The following is a 25,808-nucleotide window of genomic DNA, read 5'->3' on the forward strand; positions in this document are numbered from 1 at the left end:
GCAGGCTCCACCGGTGGACGACGACCTCTTCTTCCGGCCGGCGACGGAGCTCGCCGGGATGCTCCGTGCGCGCGAGATCTCGGCGCGCGAGCTGATGGACGCGCACCTCGACCGGATCGACCGGCTGAACCCCGATCTCAACGCCGTCGTGACCCTCGACGCCGACGGCGCCCGGGCAGCAGCCGACGCCGCCGACGCGGCCCTCGCGGCCGGTGATTCAGTGGGCCCCCTGCACGGGCTGCCCGTCGCACACAAGGACACGCACGCCACCGGCGGCATGCGGACGACGTGGGGGTCGCCGCTGCACACCGACACGGTGCCGCTGCGGGACGAGCTGATCGTGGCCCGCTACAAGGCTGCCGGCGCCCTGCGGGTCGGGAAGACCAACGTGCCGGAGTTCGCAGCCGGATCGCACACGTACAACACGGTCTTCGGGGCGTCGCACAACCCGTACCGGCACGGCCTCTCCGTCGGCGGCTCGTCGGGTGGGTCGGCCGCCGCGCTGGCGGCGGGCCTCGTGCCACTGGCCGACGGCAGCGACATGGGCGGCTCGCTGCGCAACCCGGCGGCGTTCTGCAACGTCGTCGGTCTCCGGCCCACGCCGGGCCGGGTGCCGACGTGGCCGGCCGCGATGGGGTGGTCGCAGCTGTCCGTGCAGGGGCCCATGGGACGCACGGTCGCCGACGTCGCGCTCCAGCTGTCGGTGCTCGCCGGGGCGGACCCCCGGGTGCCGATCTCGCTGGCCGACGACCCCGCGGAGTTCGCCTCCCCCCTGCCGTCGTCGCTGGCCGGGCTGCGGGTGGCGTGGGCGCCCGACCTCGGTGGCCGGGTGACGGTCGACCCGGCGATCACCTCGGTGCTGGCGTCGTCCGCGGCCGTGTTCGCCGACCTGGGCGCGACCGTGGCGGACGACTGCCCCGACCTGTCCGGCGCCGACGACGTGTTCGGGACGCTGCGGGCCTGGCTGTTCGAGTCGACCTTCGGCGAGCTCGGGCGGCGCAATCCCGGCAAGGTCAAGGAGTCGATCCGGTGGAACGCCGAGCTGGGCGCCACGCTCAGCGGCGCCGACATCGCCCGCGCCGAGATCGAGCACACGAAGCTGTTCGAGCGGATGGTGGCGTTCTTCGAGCGCTACGACGTCCTGCTGGCACCGACGACCCAGGTGCTGCCGTTCCCGGTCGAGCTGGAGTACCCGACCGAGATCGGGGGAGTGCCGCAGGAGAACTACCTGGAGTGGATGCGGTCCTGCACGGTCATCTCGGCGACCGGCTGCCCCGCGCTGTCGGTGCCGGGCGGGTTCACGCCGGACGGCCTGCCGGTGGGGCTGCAGATCATCGGGGCACCGCGCGCGGACCGCCGCATCCTCGAGGTCGGCCACGCGTTCGAGCAGGCCACCCGGTTCGGCCAGCGCCGCCCTGCCCTCTGAGGCGTTCTACGCCTCTCTAGCGGAGGAGTTAGAGAGCCTCAGACCGGTATAGCGGCGCTGAGGGGGCCTACTCGGGGCGGGGGATGCGGCGGGCCTGGCGGCGCTTGCGCAGGCCACGCAGCGTGCGGACGGCGACCAGCAGCTCGGCCAGCTCGTGGCGGTCGCCGGCGGAGATGTCGGCGAGCTGCGCGGCCGAGCGGGCCTGCGTGGTGTCCCAGCCCTCGACCCACAGGGCGACCAGCTTCTCGGGCGGATCGGTGTCCGTCGTCCGCAGGCTGAGCACGTCCTCGGTGAGCGAGGCCTGCTCCATCGCCAGGTCGTCACGCAGCGAGGCCCGCGCCATCGACGGCCAGCGCCGGTCCCGCGGGAGCGCGATGACCAGTTCGCGCAGCGGCACCAGCCCGAGCCGCTCGGCGACGCACTGCATGACCTGCCCGGCCAACGCCACCGGCGCCCCGCTCCGCTCGCTGACGACGGCGAGATCCAGCGCGGCCGGCAGCAGCGGCGCCGCCGCCACCTCCGCGGCCAGCTCCTTCGGCACGCCGGCTTCCTGTAGCTTCGCCGACCGCTCGGCGTAGGACTCGGCCTCGTTGCCGAGGAGCCACCCTGGCAGGCCCGCCCGGACGGCCGAGACGGGCGCAGCGAACCGGTCCCTCACATCGGCGATCGACGGCGCCGTCTCCTCGGCGAGCTCCGGCTGCCGCAGGATCCACCGGGCGGTCCGCTCCGCCAGCCGGGTCGCCTCGGTGCGCAGCTCGACCTGGGTCGCCGCCGGCACCACGTTGTCCAGCGGCCGGACGGCGTCCCACAGCCGGTCCACGTCGAAGACGGCGCGCGCGACGGTGTGCGCGAGCACGACCCGGGACAGCGGCGCCCCGGTCTCCTGGGCCAGCCGGAACAGGCCGGTGACTCCGGCGATGTTCACTGCACGGTTGGTCAGGACCGTCGCGATGATCTCCCGCCGCAGCGCGTGGCCGGTGACTGCCGCGGGGAACCGCTTGGTCAGCGGCGCCGGGAAGTAGTCGATGAGCAGCTGCTCGAGCGCCGGGTCGTCGGGCAGCCCGGAGGCGAGCACCTCGGTGCCGGCCTGGAGCTTGGCGTAGGCCAGCAGCACCGACAGCTCCGGCCCGGTCAGCGCCTGGCCGTCGCGCCGCCGCTCGGCGAGCTGCCGGTCGTCGGGCAGCGCCTCCACGCTGCGCAGCAGCCGTCCCGAGCGCTCCAGGCTCCGGATGAAGCGCTCGTGGGCGTCCAGCAGGCTGCGCGCGGAGGTCACCTCGACGGCGAGGGTCGCGTTCTGCGCGTGGTTGTTCCGGAGGACGGCGACGGCGACGTCGTCGGCCATCTCGCCGAGCAGCGCGGCACGGTCGGCGGCCTCGAGCTTCCCGGCGTCGACCACCCGGTTCAGCGCGATCTTGATGTTGACCTCGTGGTCGGAGGTGTCCACCCCGGCGGAGTTGTCGATCGCGTCGGTGTTCACCCGCCCGCCGGTCAGCGCGTACTCGACCCGCCCGCGCTGGGTCAGGCCGAGGTTGCCTCCCTCGCCGACAACGCGGGCCCGCACCTGCTCGCCGTCCACCCGTACGGCGTCGTTGGCCTTGTCCCCGACGTCGAGGGCGCTCTCGCCGGCCGCCCTCACGTAGGTGCCGATGCCGCCGTTGAACAGCAGGTCGACGGGCGCCTGCAGGATCGCCTTGATGAGCTCGACCGGGCTGAGCGCTGCCACGCCGTCGGGCAGGCCGAGGGCGGCCCGCATCGGCTCGGAGACCGGGATCGACTTCGCCGTCCGGGGCCACACGCCGCCGCCGGCGCTGATCCGGGAGCGGTTGTAGTCGGCCCACGAGGAGCGCTGGAGCCCGAACAGCCGCTTGCGCTCCGGGAAGGACGACGCCGCGTCCGGGGTCGGGTCGATGAACACGTGCCGGTGGTCGAAGGCGGCCACCAGGCGGATGTGCGGCGACAGGAGCATGCCGTTGCCGAACACGTCACCGGACATGTCGCCGATGCCGACGACCGTGAAGTCCTGCTTCGCGACGTCGATGTCGAGCTCGCGGAAATGCCGGGTCACCGACTCCCACGCGCCCCGGGCGGTGATGCCCATGGCCTTGTGGTCGTACCCGACCGACCCGCCGGAGGCGAAGGCGTCGCCGAGCCAGAAGCCCCGCTCGATCGCGACGGAGTTGGCGAGATCGGAGAAGGTCGCCGTGCCCTTGTCGGCAGCGACCACCAGGTAGGTGTCGTCGGCGTCGTGCCGGACGACCCGCTCCGGCGGGACCACGACGCCGTCGACCAGGTTGTCGGTCAGCGACAGCAGGGCGCCGATGAACAGCTTGTAGCAGGCCTGCCCCTCGGCGAGGACGGCGTCCCGCGAGGCGCCGTCCGGGAGCGGGTGCTTGACGACGAAGCCGCCCTTGGCGCCGGTCGGCACGATCACCGTGTTCTTGACCATCTGGGCCTTGACCAGGCCGAGCACCTCGGTGCGCAGGTCCTCGCGGCGGTCCGACCAGCGCAGGCCGCCGCGGGCGACGGCGCCGAAGCGCAGGTGGATGCCCATGACGCGCGGCGAGCTGACCCAGACCTCGTGGGCCGGCCGCGGCTCGGGCAGGTCGGGGACGGCGGATGGGTCGAGCTTCAGCGCCAGCGGACCGCCTGCGTAGTACGTCGTCCGCTGGGTGGCGGTGACCGCGGCGAGCAGTGACGTGAGGACGCGGTCGGCGTCGAGGGACTCGACCTCGCCGATGGACGTGCGCAGCGACTCGACGACGTCGCGCTGACGCCCCTCGCGGCCACGACTGCGCTCCGGGGAGAAGCGGGCCTCGAACAGCGTGACCAGCCGGGCGACGACCTCGGGGTGCGCGGCCAGCGTCTGCTCGACGTAGCGCTGCCCGAACGGCAGACCGGCCTGGCGCAGCCACTGCACGTAGGCACGCACGACGGTGACCTGGCGCCAGTTGAGGCCGGCGAGCATGACCAGCGCACCCAGCCCGTCGTCCTCGGCCTCGCCGCGCCAGACCGCCGCGACCGCCTCGGTGAACCGCTCGGGCAGCGAGCGCAGCAGCGGCAGCTCGACCTGGGGGACCGCCACGCCGAAGTCGTAGATCCAGGTGGGCGGCGCGCCGATGCGGTCGATCTCGTACGGCCGTTCGTCGACGACGTCGACGCCCATGTTCTGCAGGACCGGCAGCACCTCCGACAGCAGCAGCCGCTGGCCGACCCGGTAGATGGTCAGCCGCCGGTCACCGGGCGCCGAGCCCTTCGGCGTCCAGAGGCGGAGGGCGAGCTGCCCCTCGCCCAGGCCGTCGAGCCGCTCCAGGTCGTCGACGGCCTGCTCGGCGGAGAAGTCGTTCTGGTACGACGCCGGGAACGCGTCGGCGACCTGGGACAGCAGCCGCTCCGCCTCGGCGCCGCGCCGCGCATGCAGCGTGTCGGCGAGGTCGTCGGTCCAGCTGCGGGCGGCGGCGGCCAGCTCGGCCTGCAGCGCCTCGACGTCGACGACCATGAGCTTGGGGGACCCGCGACGGCCCACCGGCACCCGGACGACGAAGTGCAGCCGCGCGAGCACCGATTCGGTGGACCGCGCCGTGTACTCGACGTTCGTGCCCCCGAGCCGCTCGAGCAGGATCTGCTGCATCGCCAGCCGGACCTCGGTGGTGTACCGGTCGCGGGGCAGATAGACCAGCGCGGACCAGAACCGCCCGGTCGGGTCCTGCCGCAGGAACAGGCGGGTCTGGCGGCGCTCCTGCAGGTGCAGCACGGCGAGGGCCACCGGCAGCAGCTCGTCGGCGCCGACCTGGAGCAGCTCGTCGCGGGGATAGGTCTCCAGAACGTCGAGCAGTTCCTTGCCGGTGTGGCTGTCGACCGGCACCCCGGAGCGGGTGATGACCTCGGCGACGCGGCGGCGCACCAGGGGGACGTCGACGACGCTGGTCGTGTATGCGGTCGACGGGAAGAGCCCGACGAACCGCAGCTGACGGGTCGGGCCGCCGTCGGTCGCCGGCAGGCTCACCGCGATCAGGTCCAGCCAGGCGCGCCGGTGCACGGGGGAGCGGGCGTCGGCCTTGGTCACCTCGAGCAGGTGCTGCGCGGGGGAGCGGGTCGCCTCGGGCATGCCGGCCACCGACGCCGACATGTCGGTGTCGCTGCGCAGGACGCCGAGTCCGGTGCCGTGGACGGCGCGCGCCGCGAGCTTTCCCCGGCTCGGGACGAGGTCGACGTCGCGAGCGCCCAGGAAGACGAAATTCCCGTCGGCCAGCCAGCGCAGCAGCGCGGCGGCCTCCGCGGGATCGTCGGCCGGCTCGGCGGCGGCGGGGGAGGGGCCGGCGCGTTCCTCGAGGCGCGCGGCCAGTTCCAGCACCCGGGCCCGCAACCGCTCGGCGTCCTCGTCCACCGCCCGGACGTCGTCGAGCACGGTGCGCAGGCCGGTGATGAGATCGGCGGCCGACTCGTCGTCCAGAGACCCGTCGACGACGACGGCCATCCAGGACTCGGTGAGAGCGTCGGAGCCGCAGCCGACGGCGAGCGAGCTGTCGCAGAAGGCCAAGATCCGGCCGCGCAGGTCACGCCGGACGACGACGACGGGATGCACGATGTGGGCGAGCGTGACGCCCTGCCGCACCACCTCTGCCATCACCGAGTCGACGAGGTAGGGCATGTCGTCGGTGACCAGGCGGATGACCGACCGGCCGTCGGGCAGGCGCTGCACGTCGACGGTGGCCGAGCCGGGCGGGCGGATCTCGGCGAGCTTCAGGTGGCCGAGCGCGAGACCGGCGAGCTCGGCCGGCTCGTGCCCGAGGACCTCGGCCGCGGGCTCGCTCCAGTAGTAGCGCTGCAGCAGGGCGGGGAGGTCGTCGGGCTCGCAGCCCGCGGGGAGCCGGCTCTTGGCGCCCAGCCCTGACCGGGCCGACTCGGCGGCACGGTCCAGCAGCTGACGCTTCTCGTCTCTGGCCGCCTCGAGCGCAGCCAGCTCGGTCAGAGAGCCCGCCGCGGGGCCGCCGTCCGGCTCGCGCACCGGGGTCTCCGGTGCGAGACCGGTGGTGCTCGCCACGCCCCTGACGCTACTGCGACATGGGGGGCCCGTCACTGCGACGCGGCGAGCGTTACCGACCCGTGGCCCCGGTCGCCCCGGCCTGCGCGATCAGCGGTCGAGCAACTGGTCGGCGGCCCAGCCGACGAGGGCCAGGATCAGGCCGCCGAGGAGTGCGGTGCCGAAGCCGTCCACGTCCAGCCGATCGGTGATCAGAGCCGTGAGACCCAGCAGGGCGGCGTTGATGATCAGCAGGAACAGGCCCAGCGTCAGGACGACGAACGGCAACGAGAGCAGCCGGAGGACCGGGCCCACGATCGCGTTGACGACCCCGAAGATCAGCCCGATCCAGAGGTAGGTGCCGTAGATGCCCAACGGCCCGCCAGGGTTCTCCTCCACCGTGAGCCCGTCGAGGACGTACTTCGACATCACGAAGAATGCCGCCGCGAGGATGACCACCTTGAGCGCGAACTTGATCACGCCGGCGACGCTAGCGGTGCGCGGCATCCCGATGGGGGATCTGGCCGCTTCCTGCAGGTGTCCGGCGTCCGCCCTGGACGTTGGCAGATGCCGGACGACGCTCGCAGAATGCCGTCGTGACGAGGACGGACGAGCCGCTGGACATCCGGCCGCCGGGCTGGGCGAGGGTCCTGGGTCCGGTGTTCCTCGTCGGCTGGCTGTCGGTGCTCCTCGTCTCGCCGCCTGCGGACGAGGTCCTGGCACCGGGCCTGGTCATCGCGCTCCTCGTGGCCGCCGTCGTCGGCCGGATGCTGATGATGAGCGTGATCGGTACCCATGGCGGGCTGCTCACGGTGCGCAACCACTGGTCCACCCGCACCTTCGCCCGCGATGAGATCGAGGACGTCGAGATCGATCGAGCAGGCGGCTCCGGGCGGGGCTGGGCCGTGTGGTTACGGCTCACCGACGGCGAGCGGCATCGGCTCGATGTGACCGAGGCGCCGTTCCTCGGGTCGTTCTCCGCGACGATGGAGGGGCAGTCCGTTGCGATCCGCATGTGGCTGGACGGTGGCCTACCGGCGTGGGCTGACCGTCGCGACACGCGCTAGGTCGTTCTACCGATGTCTACGGCCCTTGCTAGACGACCCCATACGGTGCTCGACATGGATCCCGTGCGGAACCCGTACGCCCCGGGCGCCGGACAGCGCCCACCCGAACTGGCCGGTCGGGACGCCGAGCTGTCGGCGTTCGACGTCGTCCTGGAGCGGATCGCGTACGGGCGGCCGGAACGGTCCCTGGTGCTCACCGGGCTGCGCGGGGTCGGGAAGACGGTGCTGCTCAACCAGCTCCGCTCGGCCGCGATCTCCCGCGGCTGGGGCACCGGCAAGATCGAGGCGCGGCCGGACCAGTCGCTGCGCCGTCCGGTGTCCTCGGCCCTGCACATGGCGCTGCGCGAGCTGGGACCGCGGCACAAGGACCAGGAGTCGATCGAGGAGGTCCTTGGCGTCCTGAAGGCGTTCGCGCTGCGGGAGGCAGGCGGCCCTTCTGGGTCCCCCGCGAAGGTGCGCGACCGGTGGCAGCCGGGCATCGACGTCCCCGCGGCGACCGGGCGGGGCGACTCCGGCGACATGGAGATCGACCTCGTCGAACTGCTCAGCGACGCCGCGGGCGTGGCGGCCGACATCGGCAGCGGCATCGCGCTGTTCATCGACGAGATGCAGGACGTGCAGCCCGACGACGTCTCGGCGATCTGCGCCGCCTGCCACGAGCTCTCCCAGCAGGGCGCGCCGCTGATCGTCGTCGGCGCGGGCCTCCCCCACCTGCCCGCCGTCCTGAGCGCCTCCAAGAGCTACTCGGAGCGCCTCTTCCGCTACCTGCGGATCGACCGCCTCGACCGGGAGGCCGCCGACCACGCGCTGCTGGCCCCGGCCGCCCGCGAGGACGTCGCGTTCGAGCCGGCAGCGCTGGACGCCCTGTACGCGGCGGCCGACGGCTACCCCTACTTCGTCCAGGCCTACGGAAAGGTCACCTGGGATCTCGCGGCCTCCTCACCCATCACCGCCGAGGACGTCGCGATGGCCGCCCCCGTCGCCGAGGCGGAGCTCGCGGTCGGGTTCTTCGGCTCCCGCTACGACCGCGCAACGCCGGCCGAGCGCGAGTACATGCACGCGATGGCCGACCTCGGCGGGCCCAGCGGCGCCGCGGTCGCCACCTCGGAGGTGGCCGTCTCCCTCGGGCGCAAGCCCGCCTCGCTCTCCCCCGCCCGGGACTCGCTGATCAAGAAGGGCCTGGTGTACTCGGCCGAGCGCGGCTCGATCGCGTTCACCGTCCCCCATTTCGGCCGGTACCTGCTGCGCCACCCCGACTAGGCGAGGAGCGTCATGCCGACCTGGCTCGAGGCCGGGCTCTGGGGGCTGCTCGGCGGCGGCGCGCTGGTCATCGGCGCGCTGATCGCCTGGTTCACCCCTGTCCCGCCCAAGGTGGTGGCGTCGGTGATGGCCTTCGGCTCCGGCGTGCTGATCTCCGCCGTCGCCTTCGACCTGATGGAGGAGGCCGCGCGGACCGGCGGCCTCGCCGCCACCGCGCTCGGCTTCCTCGGCGGCGCGGTGGTGTACCTGGCCGCGAACCTGACGCTCGCCCGCCGGGGCGCCCGGCACCGGAAGCGGTCGGGGAACCAGCAGCCGTCGGAGGACGAGCAGGCGGGCAGCGGTGCCGCCATCGCGATCGGGGCGCTGCTGGACGGCGTCCCCGAGTCCGTGGTGCTGGGCCTCGGCCTGATCGGCGGCGGGTCGGTGAGCCTGTCGGTGCTCGCCGCCGTCTTCATCTCCAACGTCCCCGAGGGGCTCTCGAGCGCGGCCGGGATGAAGCGCAGCGGGCGCTCGGCCCGGTACGTCTTCGGCGTCTGGGGCGGGATCGCCGCGGCCAGCGGGCTGGCGGCGCTGCTCGGCTACGTCCTCCTGGGCGACGCGTCTCCGCAGCTCGAGGCGGTGATCACAGCGGTCGCCGCGGGCGCGATCCTCACGATGATCGCCGACACCATGATCCCGGAGGCGTTCGAGAACACGCACGCCTGGACCGGTCTCATCACGACCGTCGGGTTCCTGACCGCCTTCGCGATCAGCCTGGCCTGACCCCTCGGTAGCGTCAGCCAGCGTTGAACTTCGCCGTGGTGATGTTGAAGGCGATGGCGTTGGGTGGTCGTAGGGACTGACGCAGTGTGGTCCAGGCCGGGTGGTTGGTCATCCGGGCCAGCTGCACCGTGATGAGGTCGCGCAGGCCGTCGACGGACCAGCGGCTGCCGCCGATGTCGGTGCGGGCGTTGAGTTCGCGCATCACCCGCTCGAGGACGCCGGAGCCCAGCTCGGGTCCGCCGAGGTGGGCGAGGCGGGCCCGGAGCACGGGGCGCAGGCAGGTGAAGACCTGCTCGCGGGCGCCGGTGAGCACCTCTCCGGCGGCGTGGTGGCCCTCGGCGGTGATCGTGGCGGTGAAGGCGTCGTAGGCGGCCAGCGCCTGGCCGTGGGTGAGGTGTTCCCGGGCGACCCGGCGCAGCAGGGCAACCAACTCGGTGCGCTTGGCATTCGACCACGGGTGGGGGGCCTTGTCGGCATACAGCGCCCAGCGCAGCGCCCGGGGCAGGTGCCACCAGCAGCGCTGGATCGGCACGTCGGGCCAGACCGTCTCGGCCAGTGTGGTGATCGCGATCTCGCCGTCGACGACCACGACCGCGGGCGCGTCGAGGGCGCGCAGCTGGGCGGCCATCGCCGACCACGGCTGCTGCAGGGTCAGGCCCAGCAGCACCGTTCCGGCCGACCGGCGGCGCCGCGGGCCACCCCTGCTGGTCAGGCCCAGGGCGAGGTTGCAGTCCACGCCCAGCCGCCGCCGGCCGGCGCGCATCCCGGTGCCATCGAGGATCACCACATCGGCACCGGTCGGGGCGCCGGGCACCTCCGGCCGCCCAACCCCGTCCAGCAGCGGCGCCAGGTCGGCCACCGCCGAGTGCGCCCGCCCGGCCGAACCGGGCACCCCGAAGGAGGCGGCGACCGCACCGGCCCGGGCGAAGGACATCTGGCTGGCCAGCTCGGCCAGCTCGATCATCAGCCGGTCGGTGCGCCGCTTGCCCGACAGATCCAGCATCAGCAGCAGCGGGGCGAACACCCGGCCACACGAGCGGCAGCCCACGTTGGCCAGCCGGATCTGCACGATGCCGGCCGCGGTATCGAACCGGCGCAGTCGGGTGCGTTTGCCCTTGCGGGCGAAGTCGTCCATCACCCCGCAGCCGGGACAGCCGAACGGCGCCGGCAGATCCCGCACCGGCAGCCATTTGGGGCCGCAGACCTGGTCGATCAGCCGGTCCTGCAGGTCTTCCAGGGCGGCCGCCAGCGCCGCTGCGGGCAGCTCCTCGCGCATCGCCACCGCCCACGCCTCCAGCTGCGACCAGGCCAGCGACTCACCGAGCTCGGGCAGCTCCGCGGTCAAGGCAAGGGTAGTGAGCGGCACGGCGATGACTCCTCGGATCGGGTGCCATCACCCCACAGCAAGATCCGAGAAGTTCAACGCTGCGCCACGCTACCGACCCCTCAGACGGGGCGGGGGACGGCGGGCGGCACGCGCACCGGGCCGGCCTCGACCGGGCGGTCCTCGTGCACGGGATGCGCCCGGACGGCGAGCACCGCCACGTCGTCCTCGACGCCCTCTCCCAGCATCTCGGCGAGGAGACGGTCGCAGAGGGCGTCGAGCGGGAGATCTGCCGAGCGCTCGAGGATCTCGCGGACCTGCGCACGGCCCTCGTCCAGCGGGACGCCGCGCCGCTCGAACAGCCCGTCGGTGAACAGCAGCAGCGTGCTGTCCTCCGGCAGCGTGGCCATGCCGTCGAGTCGGCGGCCGAGCCAGCCGATGCCCAGCGGCGGGCCGATCGGCGCGGAGAGGTCACCGACGGTGCCGTCGGCCAGCAGCAGCATCGGGTCCGGATGGCCGGCCGAGGCCCAGCGGAGCCGCCGCAGGCCGTGGGCGCGATCGGCCGGATCCTGCTCCACGCGGCACACGAGGGCGGTCGCCATCGCGGGCACGGCGAGTCCGACGAGCGCGTGGTCGACGCGACGCAGTACCTCGGCCGGCTCCTCCAGCCGGTCGAAGGCGATCCCCCGCACCAGCGTCTTGACCTGGCCCATGGCGGCGGCGGCCTCGATGTCGTGGCCCATCACGTCCCCGATGACGAGGACGGTGTCGCCGTCGGGCTGCAGGAAGGCGTCGTACCAGTCCCCGCCGATCGACACCCCCTGCGTGGCCGGCCGGTAGCGGACGGCGAGCTCCAGCTGGTCGGGCTGGACCGGCGGGGAGAGCAGGCTCAGCTGGAGCCGCTCGGCCACCTGCTGGCTGGCCGAGGCGAGCCGGGCGTTGTCCAGGGCGAGCGCCGCGCGCCGGGAGGCGATCTCCGCGGTCCGGAGCTCGGAGGCGGTGTGCGGACCCCGCTCCGGCCCGTTGACCAGGGTGAGCGCGCCGAAGACCTCACCCCGGGCGATGAGCGGAAAGGCCGCGATGGCCGTGGGTCGCAGCGGTTCGAGGGCCTTGCGGGCCTCGGCGCTGGCCACCATCACCGCGGCGTGCTCGGGCGTGAAGTCGGGGATGATCACCGGGCGCTGATTGCGCAGCAGTTGAGGCACGGGCGCGGTGGCGAGATTCGTCGCGACCCGGAGGTCGGCGTACCGGTGCATGGCGCCGGCCAACGCCGGGTCGCGGTGCGCGCGGCCGACGTCGCGCCGGGTGCCGTCGGGATCCACCACGCTGACCAGGCACCAGTCGGTGAGCAGCGGGACGACGAGGTGCGCGAAGCGGTCGACCGCCTCGTCGGTGTCGATCGTCGAGGTCATCGCCAGGTTGATGTCGCCGAGGAGCATCAGATGTCGCCCGGCCTCCTCCGCCCGGGCGGCGGCGTCCGCGGCCGCGGCGGCCGCCGCCTCGCGTTCGGCGACCGCCGCCGCGCGCTCCTCCTCGGTGCGGCGCCGTTGGGTGACGTCGTCGTAGGTGACCACCAACCCCCCGTCGGTGCGGAAGGCGTCCACCTGGAACCAGATCTGCAGCGGGTCGAACCAGGCCTCGAAGCTGGCCGGCTCACCCGTCGCGGCCACGCGCCGGTAGTTCAGCTCGAAGGGGCTGTCGACCGCCTCGGGGAACTCCGCCCAGATCTCCCGGCCGACCAGTGCGTCGACCGTCCGGTCCAGCAGCGCCGCGCCGGCGGGGTTCATGTAGCTGAACCGCCAGTCGTCGTCGAGGACGAACAGCGGCCGCTCCATGCCCTCGACGGCCTGCAGCAGCAGGTCGGCGGGCAGCGGAGCCGCGTCGTCCCCGGTCATGTCGATCACTCTGCCCCATCAGCACCGCCCCGCCGGGAGCCCTGACCGATCGTGAACGCAAGGTCACCCGTTCGCGGGGGGCGGACTCGCGACGCGGCCGCTCCGTGACTCCTTGGCAGCGGCCGGTGGGATCGACAGAATCGCCGTGTCCGTGACCGCCCGGTTCCGCTCGGTCGGCGCGGACGCTCCAGCAGCGGGGCCACCAGCGCGGACGGCCGGACGTGGGGGCATCGCAGTGGGCGAGATCGATCGGTGCCTGGGCAGCATCCCCGCCCCGCGGGGCGAGCTCCACAGCGCCGACCTGGTGGGGTTCCTCGAGGCGATGCCCGCAGCCTTCTGCCTGCTCGACACCGAGTGGCGCTTCCGCTACGTCAACGCCGAGGCCGAACGGCTGATGAACCGCGCCCGCGACGAGGTCGTCGGCGAATCGCTGTGGACCGCGTTCCCCCACCTCTCCGGCAGCCTCGTCGAGGAGAACTGCCGGGCCGCCGTCGCCACGGGACGGGCGATGTCCTTCGAGACCGCCCCCCACGGATCGCCGGAGGGCTGGGTCGAGGTGCGCGTGTGGCCGGGGCCCGACGGCCTCGCCGTCTACGTCCTCGACGCCACCGACCGGCGAGCCGCCGAGGACAGGGTGCGCCGCGCCACCGCGCGGACCGCCCTGCTCTCCCATGTCAGCGCAGAGCTCGCCGGGGAGGTGGACACCGAGGCGGCCCTCAGCCGGCTTGCCCAGCTGGTCGTGCCGGTCCTGACCGACGGCTGCATCGTCACCGTCATCGACCGCGAGGGCCGCGCCCGCGACGTCGGGTCCTGGCACGCGGACCCCGACCGGCGGCCGCTCATGCAGCGGTACACGCTCGTTCGGATGGACTCGCTGCCCACCGCATCCCCCGTGGCACAGGCGCTGCACGCCGGGACGTCGGTGACGCAGCCGGTGGACGCCGTCCTGCGCCTCATGCGGCCCGGCCCGTCGCGGGACCTGCTCGTGGCCCTCCACCCGGCGACGGCCGTGGTGCTGCCGCTGACGGCCGAGGCGCGCACGGTCGGCGTCCTCACCCTGTATCTCGATGCGGGGCGCACCCTCAGCGAGGAGGACCTGCAGACCGCCCACCAGGTCGCCGCCGAGGCAGGCCGGGCCGTCGTCCGGGTGCACCGGCAGAGTCAGCAGGCGCAGCTGGCCGAGGCGCTCCAGCGCAGCCTGCTCACCGATCCGCCGGCGACGGGGGCGGCAGAGATCGTGGTGCGGTACGTCCCTGCCGCCGAGGCCGCCCGCGTGGGGGGCGACTGGTACGACGCCTTCCGGCATCGCGACGGGACGCCCGTTCTCGTCATCGGCGACGTCGTGGGCCACGACACCGCGGCCGCGGCGGCGATGGGCCAGCTGCGGGCGCTGCTCCGGGGGATCGCCCACTACAGCGGGGCCGGCCCGGCCGAGGTGCTCCGTGGCCTGGACGAGGCCATCGCGGACATGCACACCGACACACTCGCAACGGCGGCCGTCGCCCAGCTCGAGCCCGCCGTGAAGGACGGGAGCTCCCGTCGGCTCCGCTGGGCCAATGCCGGTCACCCGCCGCCGATCCTGGTCGCCCCGGACGGCTCCGCCACCGTCCTCGGCGGCCCGATCGGCGACCTGATGCTCGGGGTGGACTGCTCCGCCGAGCGCCCGGAGTCGGTGATCGACGTCCTGCCGGGCGCCACCGTCCTGCTCTACACCGACGGACTGATCGAGCGGCGCGGAAGCACCCTGGACGAGGGGATGGCCCGACTCGTCGAGCATCTCGGCACGCTGGCCGGTGAGCCGCTCGAGGACTTCTGCGACGCGCTCCTCGAGCGCATGGTGCAGGGCACACCCCAGGACGACGTCGCCATCGTCGCCGTCCGACTGGCCGATCTCGAGCCGAATTACCCCCAAGAGTCAGGAAGCGGCCTGGGTCACGGTTGACCCGCGGCCTGACTGGGCAACCCCGGTGTGGCGGAATTCCGGCGAATCGGGGGGCGACGACGACCATGGGACGGCTTGCGTGGCCACTGCGCCCGCTACCGGACGGCCGGGGCGAGGTGTGGCGCTGGGATCTCGGCGCGGTCGCCGAACTGCCTGCAGCCCGAGCCGGACTCCGCGATCGCCTCGGTGGCGTGGGGTTCCAGCCGGACGGGGACAACACCGCGGGCGAGAGCCTGATCCTGGCCTTCGACGAACTCGCGTCCAACGCGCTGCGGCACGGGGCGTCCCCCGTCGTCGCGACGGTCGTGGCCGGAAGTGGCGGATGGCTGCTCGACGTCAGCGACCGCGCGGCCGAGACGATGCCCGCCCCGGCCGTGGACCGTGATCCCGCCAAGGGCGGGATGGGTCTGCACCTCGTCGCCCGGATGTCCGTGGCGCACGGCTGGTACGTCGACGGCGGCCACAAGCACGTCTGGGCCTGCCTGCCGACCACGGTCGACGACCGCGAGCCCGCCCTGGCCTAGCAGGCGCCGGTTTCGCTCGTCCCGAGTGGGCCCCGGAGGGGTCCGCATAGGGACGACGGTGGTGCTCAGCGCAGAGGGGAACGTCTCCTGGCCGCGCTGTCGTCCGGTAGGACGACCATGACATTGCGCCCGGGGCGGCGGGAACCGAAGTTCCAGCGCCGCCCCGGGGTGTCTGTCGTTCCCTGAGTGCTGTCGCGACGAGTGGAGGCCCGAAGGGTCTCCTGGATGTCGTGACGATGGTGCTCAGCTCAGCAGGGGAACGGCTCCTGGCCGTAGTTCTGTCGCGACGAGTGGAGGCCCGAAGGGTCTCCGGGATGTCGTGACGGTGGTGCTCAGCTCAGGAGGGGAACGGCTCCTGGCCGCGGTGTCGTCCGGAGGACGACAGAGTTAGGGCAGGACGAGGGAGAGCGATCCCTTGCCGTAGCCCTGCACGTCGAGGTCGAGGTCGATGCGGTTGAAGCCGGCGAGCATGCCCGCCAGGTCCCCGGCGACCTCTTCGCCCGGCGCGTACAGCTTGTGGAGCTTCGAGTGCGGGGCACCCGGGGTGTTGAACAGCGCCGAGATCACGTTGACGACCTCGTGCAGGGCCTCGACGAGCATCGGGCTCAGCTCGCCGTCCTCCTCCACCGCGTCCTGGCAGCCGCCGGGGGGCAGCAGGGCCAGGCCACCGGCGGTGTACGCCGACGCACCGAGGTCCATCAGGCACAGCGCGTTCACCGACATGTCGGGCGCCACGTAGACGGCAACGGCGACGGGCCGGTCCGGCGACGGCGTGACCGGCGCACCGGGGGAGACGACGACCGTGCGGCCGACGAGACCCTCGAGCATCTCGCGGACGTCCTTGGCAGCCGGCAGCAGCACGGTGCTCATGCGATCACCCCGTCCAGGTGCTCGTTGAACGTGTCGGCGGTGAACGGCTTGGCGATGAGGAAGAGTGCGCCGGCGTTCGCCGCCTTCTCCCGCATCTCCGGCGAGCCCTCCGAGGTGACGAAGCCGAAGGGCACGGCCGAGCCGGAGGCCCGCATGGCCACCAGGCACTCGATGCCGGTCATGTTCGGCATGTTCCAGTCCGACAGGACCAGGTCCGGCTTCTCCGACGACACCTTGGCCAGCGCGTCGGCGCCGTCCTCGGCCTCGACGATGTCGTGGTCGTCGTAGCCGGCCTGACGGAGGGTGCGGATGACGATCTGCCGCATCACGCGGCTGTCGTCGGCGACCAGGATCTTCACAATGGCACCTCTGTTCTTCTGCTGGTTCGTTACTGGTCGAGCAGGGCGCCGGCGGTGCCCTGCACGGAGATGGTCAGAGACTGGCCGCGCCACAGGAGGTCGACGCGGCAGGTGTCGGGGCCGGCGACGGGGGCATCCCCCACCACGGGCAGGCCGAGGGCGGACGGTCCGGGGAGGACCGCCTTGACGTTGCCGCCCACGACGTTGGCGAGCTCGCCGAGGCCGTCCTCGATGTCCTCCTCGTCGAGCACCGGCGGAGCGTGCTCCTTGAGCAGTTCCCGGGAGAGCTGCTCGGCGGTCGACCGCCCGGTGGTGATCACCACGGTGCCGTTCCACGGACCACGGACGTCGACCCACGAGCTGACGGCGTCCTCCGGGAGGTCGCCCGGCAGCGGGACGAGGAACTCGTCCTCCCCGACCAGGGCCGACCAGGCCTCCTGGGCGATGCTCTGGACGGTCTCCTCGTCAATCAGGTCGGTGATGGACGGGGCGGCGTCGTCGGCGCGGCGACGCAACCCGGTGTCCTGGAGCTCGGTCACAGAACTGCCTCCTGGGGGAGCATGCCGAGCAGCGCGAGCTTGTCGCGGAAGGCGTCGGCGGTGAACGGCTTGATCATGTATTCGTGGGCGCCGGCGGCCAGGGCCCGCACGATCTGGCCGTGCTCGCTCTCGGAGGTGACCATCATGATCGTCAGCTGCCGCCAGGCCGGGTTGGAGCGGACGGCGGAGACGAACTGCAGCCCGTCCATCACCGGCATGTTCCAGTCGACGCAGGCCAGGTCGGGGACCCAGCCTCCGTCCATGACATCGAGTCCCTCGCGGCCGTGACCGGCCTGCTGTACCTCGTAGCCGAGATCCTCGAGGATCCCGGAGACGATCCGTCGCATGACGCGTGAATCGTCGATTACCAGAGCGCGCACGTCAGTTCCCCTTTTTCGGGCGGTAGGCGGAGCTGCGGCCGACGACGACCCGCTCCCATGTGTCGTCCACCCCGAGCGTCGTCTCTGCCGCACCGAGGAACAGCCAGCCGTCGGGGCGCATGAGCTCACGCACCCGGCGGAGGATCACCTGCTTGGTCGGCAGGTCGAAGTAGATGAGGACGTTGCGCAGGTAGACCACGTCGAACGGGCCCATCCGCGGCAACGGGGCCGCGAGGTTGCACTCGGTCGCCGTCACCATCCGGCGCAGCGGCGCGGCCACCTCCCACTCGTTCCCCGCCCGCGTGAAGTGCCGGACGAGCATGGGTGCGGGCAGGCCGCGGTTGACCTCGAGTTGGCTGAACCGGCCGGCCTTGGTGCGCGCGACCATCTCGCGCGACAGGTCGGTCGCCGTGATCGAGACGCGGGTCGTCGCGTTCGGCATCGAGTCCTCGAGCAGCATCGCGATCGTGTACGCCTCCTGCCCGCTGGAGCAGGCAGCCGACCAGATCTGCAGGCGCTCGCTCGGGCCCCGCGCCGCCAGCAGGGCGGGCATGACCGTGGAGGTCAGGGCCGTGAACGGGTCGCCGTCGCGGAACCAGGAGGTCTCGTTGGTCGTCAGGGCCTCGACGATGCAGCGCATGCTGTCGGTGTCGGGGCGGGACCGCACGGACTCCACGAACGCCGAGACGTCGGCGAGCCCGCGCTGGCGTGCGATGGGGAGCAATCGCGCCTCGACCAGGTACTCCTTGCCCGGCTGGAGCACGATCGCGCTCTCCTTGTGCACGAGCGCGCGGACCCAGTCGAAGCTGGTGGTGGTCAGCGTCATCGGACACCTCCGGACAGGATTGCGGCCGCCGAGCGGGCGGGTGAGACCCCGGCCAGGTGACGCAGGATCGCCTCGGGGATGCGGTCCAGCGGGAGGATCTCGTCGGCCAAGCCGGCCTGGGCGATCGCGCCGGGCATGCCCCAGACGACCGAACTGGCCTGGTCCTGGACGATGACCGTGCCCCCGGCGGCCCGGACCTCGGCAGCGCCGTTGCGCCCGTCCGATCCCATGCCGGTCAGGACGACGGCCAGGACGGCGCCGTCGTAGGCGGTCACCACCGACCGGAAGAGCGGGTCGACGGCGGGCCGGCAGAAGTTCTCCGGCGGCCCCTGGTTGAGCCCGGTCTGCAGGTTGGCGTTGGGAGCGCGGCCGTGCGTGCGGACGACGAGGTGGTGGTCACCGGGCGCCAGGTGGGCCGTGCCCGGGATGAGCGGGCTGCCGTCGGCGGCCTCGACCACGCGTATCGGGCTCAGCCGGTCCAGCCGCTGGGCGAACTGGCGGGTGAAGACGGGGGGCATGTGCTGCACGAGGAGCACCGGCACGGGGAGGGTGGCCGGGAGGAGCGGGAGCACCCGGGCGAGCGCCTCGGGTCCGCCGGTGGAGGAGCCGATGACGAGGACGGCGGGCTTCTTGCCCGGGCCGGTGCGGGGGGCTACGGGGGGCAGCGGCGCCGGCGCCGCGGCGCGGACGGGGCCGGCGGTGACCGGGCGTCCGGTGAGCGCCTTGATCTTGGGGATCAGCTGCTCGCGGACACTCTCCATCGACTGACCCACGCTGCCGACGTTGGCCGGCTTCGTGACGTACTCGTTGGCGCCCGCGGAGAGGGCGTCGAGGGTCGCGGACGCGCCGCGCTCGGTGAGCGTGCTGAACATGATGATCGGCAGGCGGCTGTACTCCCGCCCGCCCTGGCCGCCACGGATCGCGCGGACAGCCTCGATGCCGTTCATCTCCGGCATCTCGATGTCCATGGTGACCAGGTCGGGCTTGAGCTGCTCGAGCTTGGCCACGGCGACCTTGCCGTTGACGGCGGTACCCACGACCTCGATGTCGGGGTCTGCGGACAGCACGTCGGTCACGATCTTGCGGACGACGACGGAATCGTCGACGACCATCACCCTGATCGGGTTCACGCGTGTCCTCCTGCATCCCTGCTGGGTCAGCCCAGCAGGCTGTCGTCTCTGTATCGGCAGGAGGCCGCGGCCCTTGAGCGGGGCCGGGCACCGCGTACCGCGCGGCCGGCGGGAGCCGGTCGGCGGTATTGCCTCTCGCAGGAATTGTCGGGCCACGCGATGCGGAACTGAACCGCTACCGCGGATTCGTTACGCGATTCATCGGTGACCGATCAGAATGGCGCAGAGAAAGTCAGTTCGGGCATTTGTCGACATTTGTCGACGAGGAGTCCGGAAGGCTCTGGACCTGCGGATTCGACCCGCGCGGGCAACCCTGTGGGGGAGCGGACGGCGACGAGCCGGGTGCGGTGACGTCGCGGCTCGGACGCCGCAGAATGAGCGGGACGGTCCGACGTCGGCCGTCAGGACGACGGTGAGCCAGGGCTCAGCGGCCGCGGACCCGCGTCCACGGTGCCTGCAGGGCGGCCAGCGACGCCTCGTCGAGCATGTCCGCCACGACCGTCCCCTGGACGCACCCGGCGAGGGCGTTCCAGACGCCGGCGGCGCCGTCGTGCAGGTCGAATCCGCCGTCGAGGAACGCCTGGACGGCGTGCAGCTGGGCGGCGGCCAGGGTGCGGGTGCGCCCGGACACGTGACCGGCCCAGGAGGCCTCGTGCATCGCGGTGGCCCAGGGCCGATGGTCGGCCCGGCCCTCGTCCACGGCGGCCCGCCAGGCGGCCCGTCCGGGGGCGTCCAGCGCGCGCACGGCGTCGAGCAGCTCGGTGAGGGCGTCGTCGACGGGCGGGCCCGCGACGGCGCCGCGGTCCAGTGCCCGGTCGAAGGGGCCGGTCAGTTCCCGGCGGACGAGTGGGGGCAGCACCCCGGCGGCCCAGTGCCCGAGGGCCGCGTCGGCGAGCACGTCGGCCGCCTCGTCCCACTCGTCCTCGGTGAGGAAGCCGCGGGCGATGTGCTCGGGGCCCAGGACGTCGTCCCGGAGCAGCCGCTCGAGGGTGGGGGCGTCGCCGATCGTGCCGCGCTCGAGCTGGGCGACGAGGACGGCGGTGCGGTCGCCCGCCGCGGCACCCGCGGCCACGCCACGCATGTGGGGGACGGCGGCGGCGAGCTCGCGGGCCTTGCGGGAGCGGATGGCGAGCCCGCCACGCTCCCCGCGGGCCAGACCGCGGCCGGGGTGGACGGCGGCGATGGAGGCGAGAGCGGGGGCGTCGGCGCCCAGACCCGCCAGCAGGACCGTGGCGACCGATCGGCCTGCCGGTAGCCGCACCAGGTCGAAACCCAGCGTGGCGGCACTGACCAGTGAGTACGGCACGGCAGCGCCTCCAACCGACGATCTCCCCCGAGGTGGGTCGGACCATGGTGGCGGGGATCGCCCCCGGACGCGAACCAACGCAGAGCGGCCATCACCCCTTCGCGGGAGGGCGAAGGAGTGACGGCCGCGTGTTCCGTCTGCCTGTGTTATCAGACGGTTGCGCTCAGTAACTGCTCAGGCGCTGACGGCCTTCTGGACGTCAAGCGCCAAGAGCAGCTGGCCGTGCAGCTTGTAGGCACCGCGGATCAGGTCGCGGGCCTGGCCCTCGAGGGTGTCCGGCGGGGCCTCGAAGTCCTTGGCGTCCACGTCGACGACGTCGGCGATCGAGTCGACGAGCAGGCTGACCGCCTCGCCGTGCAGGCGCACCACGATGACCACGGCGTCGGTGCCCTCCGGGCGCGGCGGCCGGCCGAGCCGCTCGCGCAGCTCGATCGCGGTGACGACCTGACCGCGCAGGTTGATCAGCCCGGCCACGGCCGAGGGTGCCAGCGGTACCCGGGTCAGCTGCTGGCTGCGGAGCACCTCCTGCACGTGCTCGACCTCGATGCCGTAGAGGTCGCCGTCCAGCCGGAAGGTGGCCAGCTGCCCGCTGGTGGCGGGCGCCTTGATGTCGGTCGGGGCGGTCATGGTCAGACCTCCAGCAGAGAGGTGGTGGCGCCCTCGGGCGTCATCTGGGCGGGGATCGCGGGGGTGTTGTAGAACGCCGGGTCGGCGGCGAGGATCGCGGCCCGCACGTCCAGCAGCTCGGTCACCTTGTCGCCGAGGACGGCGGAGCCGAGCAGGCCCAGGTCGTCGATGTCGCTGCGGATCGCCGCCTCGCCGTCGACGATGTCGAGGATCTCCTCGACGACGATCGCGACGCTGCGGCCGTGGTCGGCGTAGACGATGACCTCGAGGACCTCGCGGTCGCTCTCGCCGTAGGCGCCGAGGTGACGGTCCAGCCGCACGATCGGCAGGATCGCGCCGCGGTACTGGACGACCTCGCGGTTGCCGACCTTCTCCACCGAGTCGGTGCGGACCTGCTCGAGGCGGGTCACGGTGTCCAGCGGGATGGCCACGCGCCGGCCGCCGCCGATGGCTGCCAACAGCATGCGCTGCCGCTCGGTCTCGCTGGCGGCGGCGGCGTGCGCAGCCGCCTTCTGCGAGTCCTGACGATCGGTGGTCTCGGTGCGCAGTGCCCGGCGGGCCAGCGCCTGCACGTCGAGGATCAGGGCGACGGTGCCGTCACCGAGGACGGTGGCGCCGGAGTACAGGCCGATCGCCTTCATCTGGCCACCGACCGCCTTGACGACGATCTCCTCGGTGTTGATGACGCGGTCGACCACCAGGCCGAAGCGCCGTCCCTCGGAGCGCAGCACGGCGATGACGACGTGGCCGTCATGCCGCTCGGACGTCAGGCCCAGGACGTCGGTGAGCCGGACCAGGGGGAGCAGCTCGCCACGCAGGCGGTAGACCTGCGCGCCGCCGACCTCCTCGACCGCGTTCGCCGCCTTCTCGGCGTCCAGGCTGACCAGCTCCTGCAGGCTGATCTGCGGGATGGCGTAGCGGTCGCCGGCGCACTCGACGGTCAGCGCCGGGACGATCGCCAGGGTCAGCGGGATCCGGAGTCGGCACACGGTGCCGCGGCCGGCCTCGGACTCGACCTCGATGGTGCCGCCGATGGACTCGATGTTGGTCTTGACCACGTCCATGCCGACCCCGCGGCCGGAGACGTTGGTGACCGCGGCCGCCGTCGAGAACCCGGGCAGGAAGATCATCTGCAGGATGTCGGCCGGGCTCATGCGGGTCAGCGCGTCGGCGGTGACCAGGCCGCGCTGCACCGCCTTGGCGCCCAGCTTGGCCGGGTCGATGCCGGCGCCGTCGTCGGCCACCTCGACGACGACCTGTCCGCTCTCGTGCCGTGCGCGGAGGGTCAGGACGCCCTCGGCGGGCTTGCCTGCCTTCCTGCGCTCGTCGGGCGTCTCGATGCCGTGGTCGACGGAGTTGCGGACGAGGTGCGTCAACGGGTCCTTGACGGCCTCGAGCAGCGTCTTGTCGAGCTCGGTCTCGCGGCCCTCCATCTCCAGGGTGATCGACTTCTTCAGCTGGAGACCGAGGTCGCGGACGACGCGCGGCAGCTTCGACCAGATGTGGTCGATGGGCTGCATGCGCGTCTTCATGACGCCCTCCTGCAGCTCGCTGGCGATGAGGTTGAGCCGCTGCGACGCCCGGATCAGGTCGGTGTCGGTCTGGCGCGCGACGTTCTGCACGATCTGGTTGCGCGTCAGCACCAGCTCACCGACGAGCAGCATCAGCTCGTCGAGCAGGTCGACGTCGACGCGGATCGTGCTGTCGGCGACGGCGCGACGGGGCTGACCGTCACCGGAGGCGGCCGGGGCGGCCTCCGACTCCTCCGCGTGGTCGCTGAACGCGTCCACGACGGGGTGCACGTCGACGGTCTCGGGCAGTTCGTCGGCGAGGACGGCGACCGGCGCGTCGTCCAGCGGCGCGGCGGCGGGTGCCGCCGGAGCGGTCGCCTTGGCACGCGGCGTGGTCGCCTTGCGCGCGGTCGTCTTCGCGGTCGCGGCCTTCTTCACCGGCGCCTTCTTCGCTGCCGGCGCCTTCTTGGCCGCGGGTGCCGCGCGGGGAGCGGGGATGACGGCAGCCGGAGCGGCGGGCGCGTCCTCCATGGCGGCGGTGATCGCGGCGACGACACCGGAGACGTCGACCGGGCCTTCGCCGCCGCTCGCCTCGATCGAGGTGAGCAGCGACCGGACGCTGTCGACCATCTGCAGCAGCACGCTGGTGCGGGTCGGGGTCAGGTCCAGCTCGCCGTCCCGCAGCCGGGAAAGCATGTTCTCCCCGACGTGCGTGACCTCCTCCAGCCGGTTGAAGGCGAGGAAGCCACTCGTGCCCTTGATGGTGTGGATCGTCCGGAAGATGCTGGACAGCCGCTCGCGGGAGTTGGGGTCCTGCTCGAGGGCGACCAGGTCCGAGTCCAGCTGGTCGAGGTTCTCGTGACTCTCGACCAGGAACTCCTCGACGATGTCGTCCAGACCGTCCACGCTTGTTGCCTTCTCTCTCACGTCTGCGGCCGGGCTCCATGCAGGTCGCGGAGCCCGCCCGGTGGGGTCATCGGCGCGCCCCCGGCGGAGTCAAGGTGAACTCCGCCGGCGGCAGCCGTCATTCGTCTTATCGGCACCCGCGGCACGGGACCGGCCCCCTCAGGGAGATTCCGTTCAGTAGGTGAACGTGGCCACCGTGGTGCGCAGGTCGGCGGCCATGCGGGAGAGCTCGTCGACGGCGGTCCGGGTCTGGGTCAGGGCCTGCGTGGTCGACTCGGCAGCGGTCGAGACGCCGGTGATGTTGCCGGCGATCTGCGTCGTGCCACCGGCCGCTTCCTGCACCGAGCGGGACATCTCGTTGGTCGTCGCGGTCTGCTCCTCCACCGCGCTGGCGATGGTGGTCTGCCGGTCGGAGATCTGGGCGACGATCGTGGAGATCTCGCCGATGGCGGCCACGGCAGCACTGGTGTCGCCCTGGATGGCGAGCACCCGCCGGGCGATGTCCTCGGTGGCCTTCGCCGTCTCCTGCGCCAGCTCCTTGACCTCGTTGGCGACCACGGCGAAGCCCTTGCCGGCCTCCCCGGCCCGCGCGGCCTCGATCGTGGCGTTCAGCGCGAGCAGGTTCGTCTGCTCCGCGATCGACGTGATGACCTTGACGACGTTGCCGATCTCGGCTGAGGACTCGCCCAGCTTGGCGACGGTCGCGGTGGTCGTCTCTGCAGCCGTGACGGCGCGGGCGGCGACCTCGCTGGCCTCCGCGGCGTTCGTCGCGATCTCGCGGATCGAGGCACCCATCTCCTCCGCACCGGCGGCGACGGTCTGCACGCTGCGGCTGACCTCCTCCGCTGCCCCCGACACCACGCCGGCCTGGGCCGAGGTCTCCTCCGCCGAAGCCGAGATCTGCGCGGACGAGGCCGACAGCTCCTCCGACGACGCCGCCACCGCGTCCGCCGAGGCGGCCACCTCCGACAGCACGTTCCGCAGGTTGCCGACCGCCGTGTCGAGGGCCTGTCCCATGCGCCCGAGCTCGTCGCCGGTGGTCAGGTCGCTGGTCCGGGTCAGGTCGCCGGCGGCCAGCGCCTCGGCGACCTGCTGCACCCGGCCCACGCTTCGGGCGATGCCCCGCGCCACCAGGAACCCGACCAGCAGCGCCAGGCCGAGGCCCACGAGCAGGACGGCGATGGCGAGCGTGCGCTGGGAGGAGTACTGGTCACGTGCGGCAGCGGCGTCGGCGGCGGCGTTGGCGTCCTCCAGTTCCCGTACCCGGGAGAGGTTCTCGTCGACGGTGACGGCGAGGGGAGCGACCTCGGCGTCGTTCACCGCCCACCATCCCGCGGCGTCCTGATTCAGCGCGAGCGGGCCGAGCGTCGTCCGGGCCGCTGCCACGTACTCGTCGAAAGCGGCGACCGCCTCGTCGACGAGGGCCTGCTTCTCAGCGGTCGGGCTCGACGCGGCGTAGGCGTCCGCGGCGGCGTGGAACCCCTCGGCCAGCTCTGGGATGGTCGTGTCGGTGATCGTGACGCTGTCGGCGTCCAGGGGCGTGAGGAGTGCGTTCCGCGCGGCGATACGGACCTTGCCGAGGGAGTCGTTCATGCCGGCCGAGGCCTCGATGGCAGCGATGTTGCTCTCGTAGAGGTCCTGGCTGGTGGCAGCCGAGTCGCCGAGCGCGGTGATGCCCAGGACCCCGACGCCCACGGCGACGGCGGCTGCGGTGCCCACAGCGGTGAGGGTCTTCGTGCTCACCCCGCGGTCGCCCCACCAGGCACGAGGGGAACGCGAGCCGGGAGCGGTCGGGACAGGGGCGACGGCGGTCATGTTGCTCTCCAGGAATGGCGGAACAGATTCGGGCGGACGGGGCTTCGTTGCGCCGTATCGGGTGGCCCGGGTGGGGCCGCGTGACAAGAGGAAAGTTAGGGCACGAGCGGTGCTCAAACATTGCACGGGTCGCGTGTCGGCGGATCCGGAGAAGATTGGTCGGTGACCGTTCTCCGCCTGTCGACAAAGCGGCATTTTCTCTACCGGTTCCGGCGCCATTCGTCCGAGCCCGGTCGGGGCGGGAAAGCCGACGACGGGGTGGCCACCGGTGTACGCATTGCATTCCCGGAGAACGACGAGAGGGGTGATCGCCGGTCTC

General features: G+C 72.6%; 20 protein-coding genes. 6 read left to right on the forward strand and 14 right to left on the reverse strand.

Annotated features, from left to right (window positions below; translation table 11 throughout):
* The first annotated feature begins 13 nt into the window (after nucleotides 1-13).
* Nucleotides 14-1,426, forward strand: a complete 1,413-nt coding sequence (locus E4P38_RS11745) for an amidase (protein ID WP_135131996.1) — start codon at nucleotides 14-16, stop codon at nucleotides 1,424-1,426.
* Between the two features lie 67 nt (nucleotides 1,427-1,493).
* On the opposite strand, the gene E4P38_RS11750 is transcribed toward E4P38_RS11745, so the two are convergent.
* Together E4P38_RS11750 and E4P38_RS11755 are read right to left on the reverse strand one after the other, a co-directional pair.
* Nucleotides 1,494-6,467, reverse strand: coding sequence for an NAD-glutamate dehydrogenase (locus tag E4P38_RS11750; protein WP_135131997.1), 4,974 nt, complete (start codon nucleotides 6,465-6,467; stop codon nucleotides 1,494-1,496).
* 90 nt (nucleotides 6,468-6,557) lie between these two features.
* Nucleotides 6,558-6,926 (reverse strand): phage holin family protein, encoded by a 369-nt coding sequence (locus tag E4P38_RS11755; protein WP_135131998.1) that lies wholly within the window; start codon nucleotides 6,924-6,926, stop codon nucleotides 6,558-6,560.
* Between the two features lie 116 nt (nucleotides 6,927-7,042).
* Between E4P38_RS11755 and E4P38_RS11760 the strand changes: the two genes are divergently transcribed.
* From E4P38_RS11760 to E4P38_RS11770, 3 genes are read left to right on the forward strand one after another with little or no spacing between them, the layout of a single operon-like run.
* Complete coding sequence (locus tag E4P38_RS11760; protein WP_135131999.1) at nucleotides 7,043-7,513, forward strand: hypothetical protein; 471 nt, start codon at nucleotides 7,043-7,045, stop codon at nucleotides 7,511-7,513.
* Between the two features lie 54 nt (nucleotides 7,514-7,567).
* Nucleotides 7,568-8,773, forward strand: a complete 1,206-nt coding sequence (locus E4P38_RS23855) for an ATP-binding protein (RefSeq protein ID WP_135132000.1) — start codon at nucleotides 7,568-7,570, stop codon at nucleotides 8,771-8,773.
* Nucleotides 8,774-8,785: 12 nt separating this feature from the next.
* On the forward strand, nucleotides 8,786-9,535 hold the full coding sequence (locus tag E4P38_RS11770; protein WP_135132001.1) for a ZIP family zinc transporter: 750 nt from the start codon (nucleotides 8,786-8,788) through the stop codon (nucleotides 9,533-9,535).
* A 13-nt stretch (nucleotides 9,536-9,548) separates the two neighbouring features.
* Here E4P38_RS11770 and E4P38_RS11775 read toward each other — a convergent pair whose 3' ends face one another.
* Complete coding sequence (locus E4P38_RS11775) at nucleotides 9,549-10,901, reverse strand: transposase (protein ID WP_135132002.1); 1,353 nt, start codon at nucleotides 10,899-10,901, stop codon at nucleotides 9,549-9,551.
* Between the two features lie 80 nt (nucleotides 10,902-10,981).
* Complete coding sequence (locus E4P38_RS11780) at nucleotides 10,982-12,754, reverse strand: SpoIIE family protein phosphatase (protein ID WP_135132003.1); 1,773 nt, start codon at nucleotides 12,752-12,754, stop codon at nucleotides 10,982-10,984.
* 235 nt (nucleotides 12,755-12,989) lie between these two features.
* On the opposite strand from E4P38_RS11780, the gene E4P38_RS11785 reads away from it, so the two are divergent.
* Both E4P38_RS11785 and E4P38_RS11790 read left to right on the forward strand, forming a co-directional pair.
* On the forward strand, nucleotides 12,990-14,696 hold the full coding sequence (locus E4P38_RS11785; RefSeq protein WP_245160965.1) for a SpoIIE family protein phosphatase: 1,707 nt from the start codon (nucleotides 12,990-12,992) through the stop codon (nucleotides 14,694-14,696).
* Between the two features lie 65 nt (nucleotides 14,697-14,761).
* On the forward strand, nucleotides 14,762-15,220 hold the full coding sequence (locus E4P38_RS11790) for an ATP-binding protein (protein WP_135132004.1): 459 nt from the start codon (nucleotides 14,762-14,764) through the stop codon (nucleotides 15,218-15,220).
* Nucleotides 15,221-15,607: 387 nt separating this feature from the next.
* Here the strand turns inward: E4P38_RS11790 and E4P38_RS11795 are convergent, their stop codons facing one another.
* From E4P38_RS11795 to E4P38_RS11840, 10 genes are all read right to left on the reverse strand, one after another.
* Complete coding sequence (locus E4P38_RS11795; RefSeq protein ID WP_135132005.1) at nucleotides 15,608-16,090, reverse strand: hypothetical protein; 483 nt, start codon at nucleotides 16,088-16,090, stop codon at nucleotides 15,608-15,610.
* Nucleotides 16,087-16,449 carry a response regulator gene (locus tag E4P38_RS11800; protein WP_135132006.1) on the reverse strand — a complete coding sequence of 121 codons (363 nt, stop codon included), beginning with the start codon at nucleotides 16,447-16,449 and terminating at the stop codon, nucleotides 16,087-16,089. Before E4P38_RS11800 ends, E4P38_RS11795 begins: the two co-directional genes overlap by 4 nt.
* A 29-nt stretch (nucleotides 16,450-16,478) precedes the next feature.
* Complete coding sequence (locus tag E4P38_RS11805; RefSeq protein WP_135132007.1) at nucleotides 16,479-16,988, reverse strand: chemotaxis protein CheX; 510 nt, start codon at nucleotides 16,986-16,988, stop codon at nucleotides 16,479-16,481.
* Nucleotides 16,985-17,368 carry a response regulator gene (locus E4P38_RS11810; protein WP_135132008.1) on the reverse strand — a complete coding sequence of 128 codons (384 nt, stop codon included), beginning with the start codon at nucleotides 17,366-17,368 and terminating at the stop codon, nucleotides 16,985-16,987. Before E4P38_RS11810 ends, E4P38_RS11805 begins: the two co-directional genes overlap by 4 nt.
* A gap of 1 nt (nucleotide 17,369) precedes the next feature.
* Nucleotides 17,370-18,194: a protein-glutamate O-methyltransferase CheR gene (locus tag E4P38_RS11815; protein ID WP_135132009.1), complete on the reverse strand. Its 825-nt coding sequence runs from the start codon at nucleotides 18,192-18,194 to the stop codon at nucleotides 17,370-17,372.
* Nucleotides 18,191-19,324, reverse strand: a complete 1,134-nt coding sequence (locus E4P38_RS11820; protein WP_135132010.1) for a chemotaxis response regulator protein-glutamate methylesterase — start codon at nucleotides 19,322-19,324, stop codon at nucleotides 18,191-18,193. Before E4P38_RS11820 ends, E4P38_RS11815 begins: the two co-directional genes overlap by 4 nt.
* A 424-nt stretch (nucleotides 19,325-19,748) precedes the next feature.
* Nucleotides 19,749-20,630, reverse strand: a complete 882-nt coding sequence (locus tag E4P38_RS11825) for a hypothetical protein (protein WP_135132011.1) — start codon at nucleotides 20,628-20,630, stop codon at nucleotides 19,749-19,751.
* A gap of 174 nt (nucleotides 20,631-20,804) precedes the next feature.
* Nucleotides 20,805-21,257 (reverse strand): chemotaxis protein CheW, encoded by a 453-nt coding sequence (locus E4P38_RS11830; protein ID WP_135132012.1) that lies wholly within the window; start codon nucleotides 21,255-21,257, stop codon nucleotides 20,805-20,807.
* A 2-nt stretch (nucleotides 21,258-21,259) separates the two neighbouring features.
* Nucleotides 21,260-23,674 (reverse strand): chemotaxis protein CheA, encoded by a 2,415-nt coding sequence (locus E4P38_RS11835; protein WP_135132013.1) that lies wholly within the window; start codon nucleotides 23,672-23,674, stop codon nucleotides 21,260-21,262.
* A 174-nt stretch (nucleotides 23,675-23,848) separates the two neighbouring features.
* Nucleotides 23,849-25,489 carry a methyl-accepting chemotaxis protein gene (locus E4P38_RS11840; RefSeq protein WP_135132014.1) on the reverse strand — a complete coding sequence of 547 codons (1,641 nt, stop codon included), beginning with the start codon at nucleotides 25,487-25,489 and terminating at the stop codon, nucleotides 23,849-23,851.
* Nucleotides 25,490-25,808: the final 319 nt, after the last annotated feature.

This window comes from Blastococcus sp. CT_GayMR16, from assembly GCF_004570875.1.
Lineage (GTDB): Bacteria > Actinomycetota > Actinomycetes > Mycobacteriales > Geodermatophilaceae > Blastococcus_B.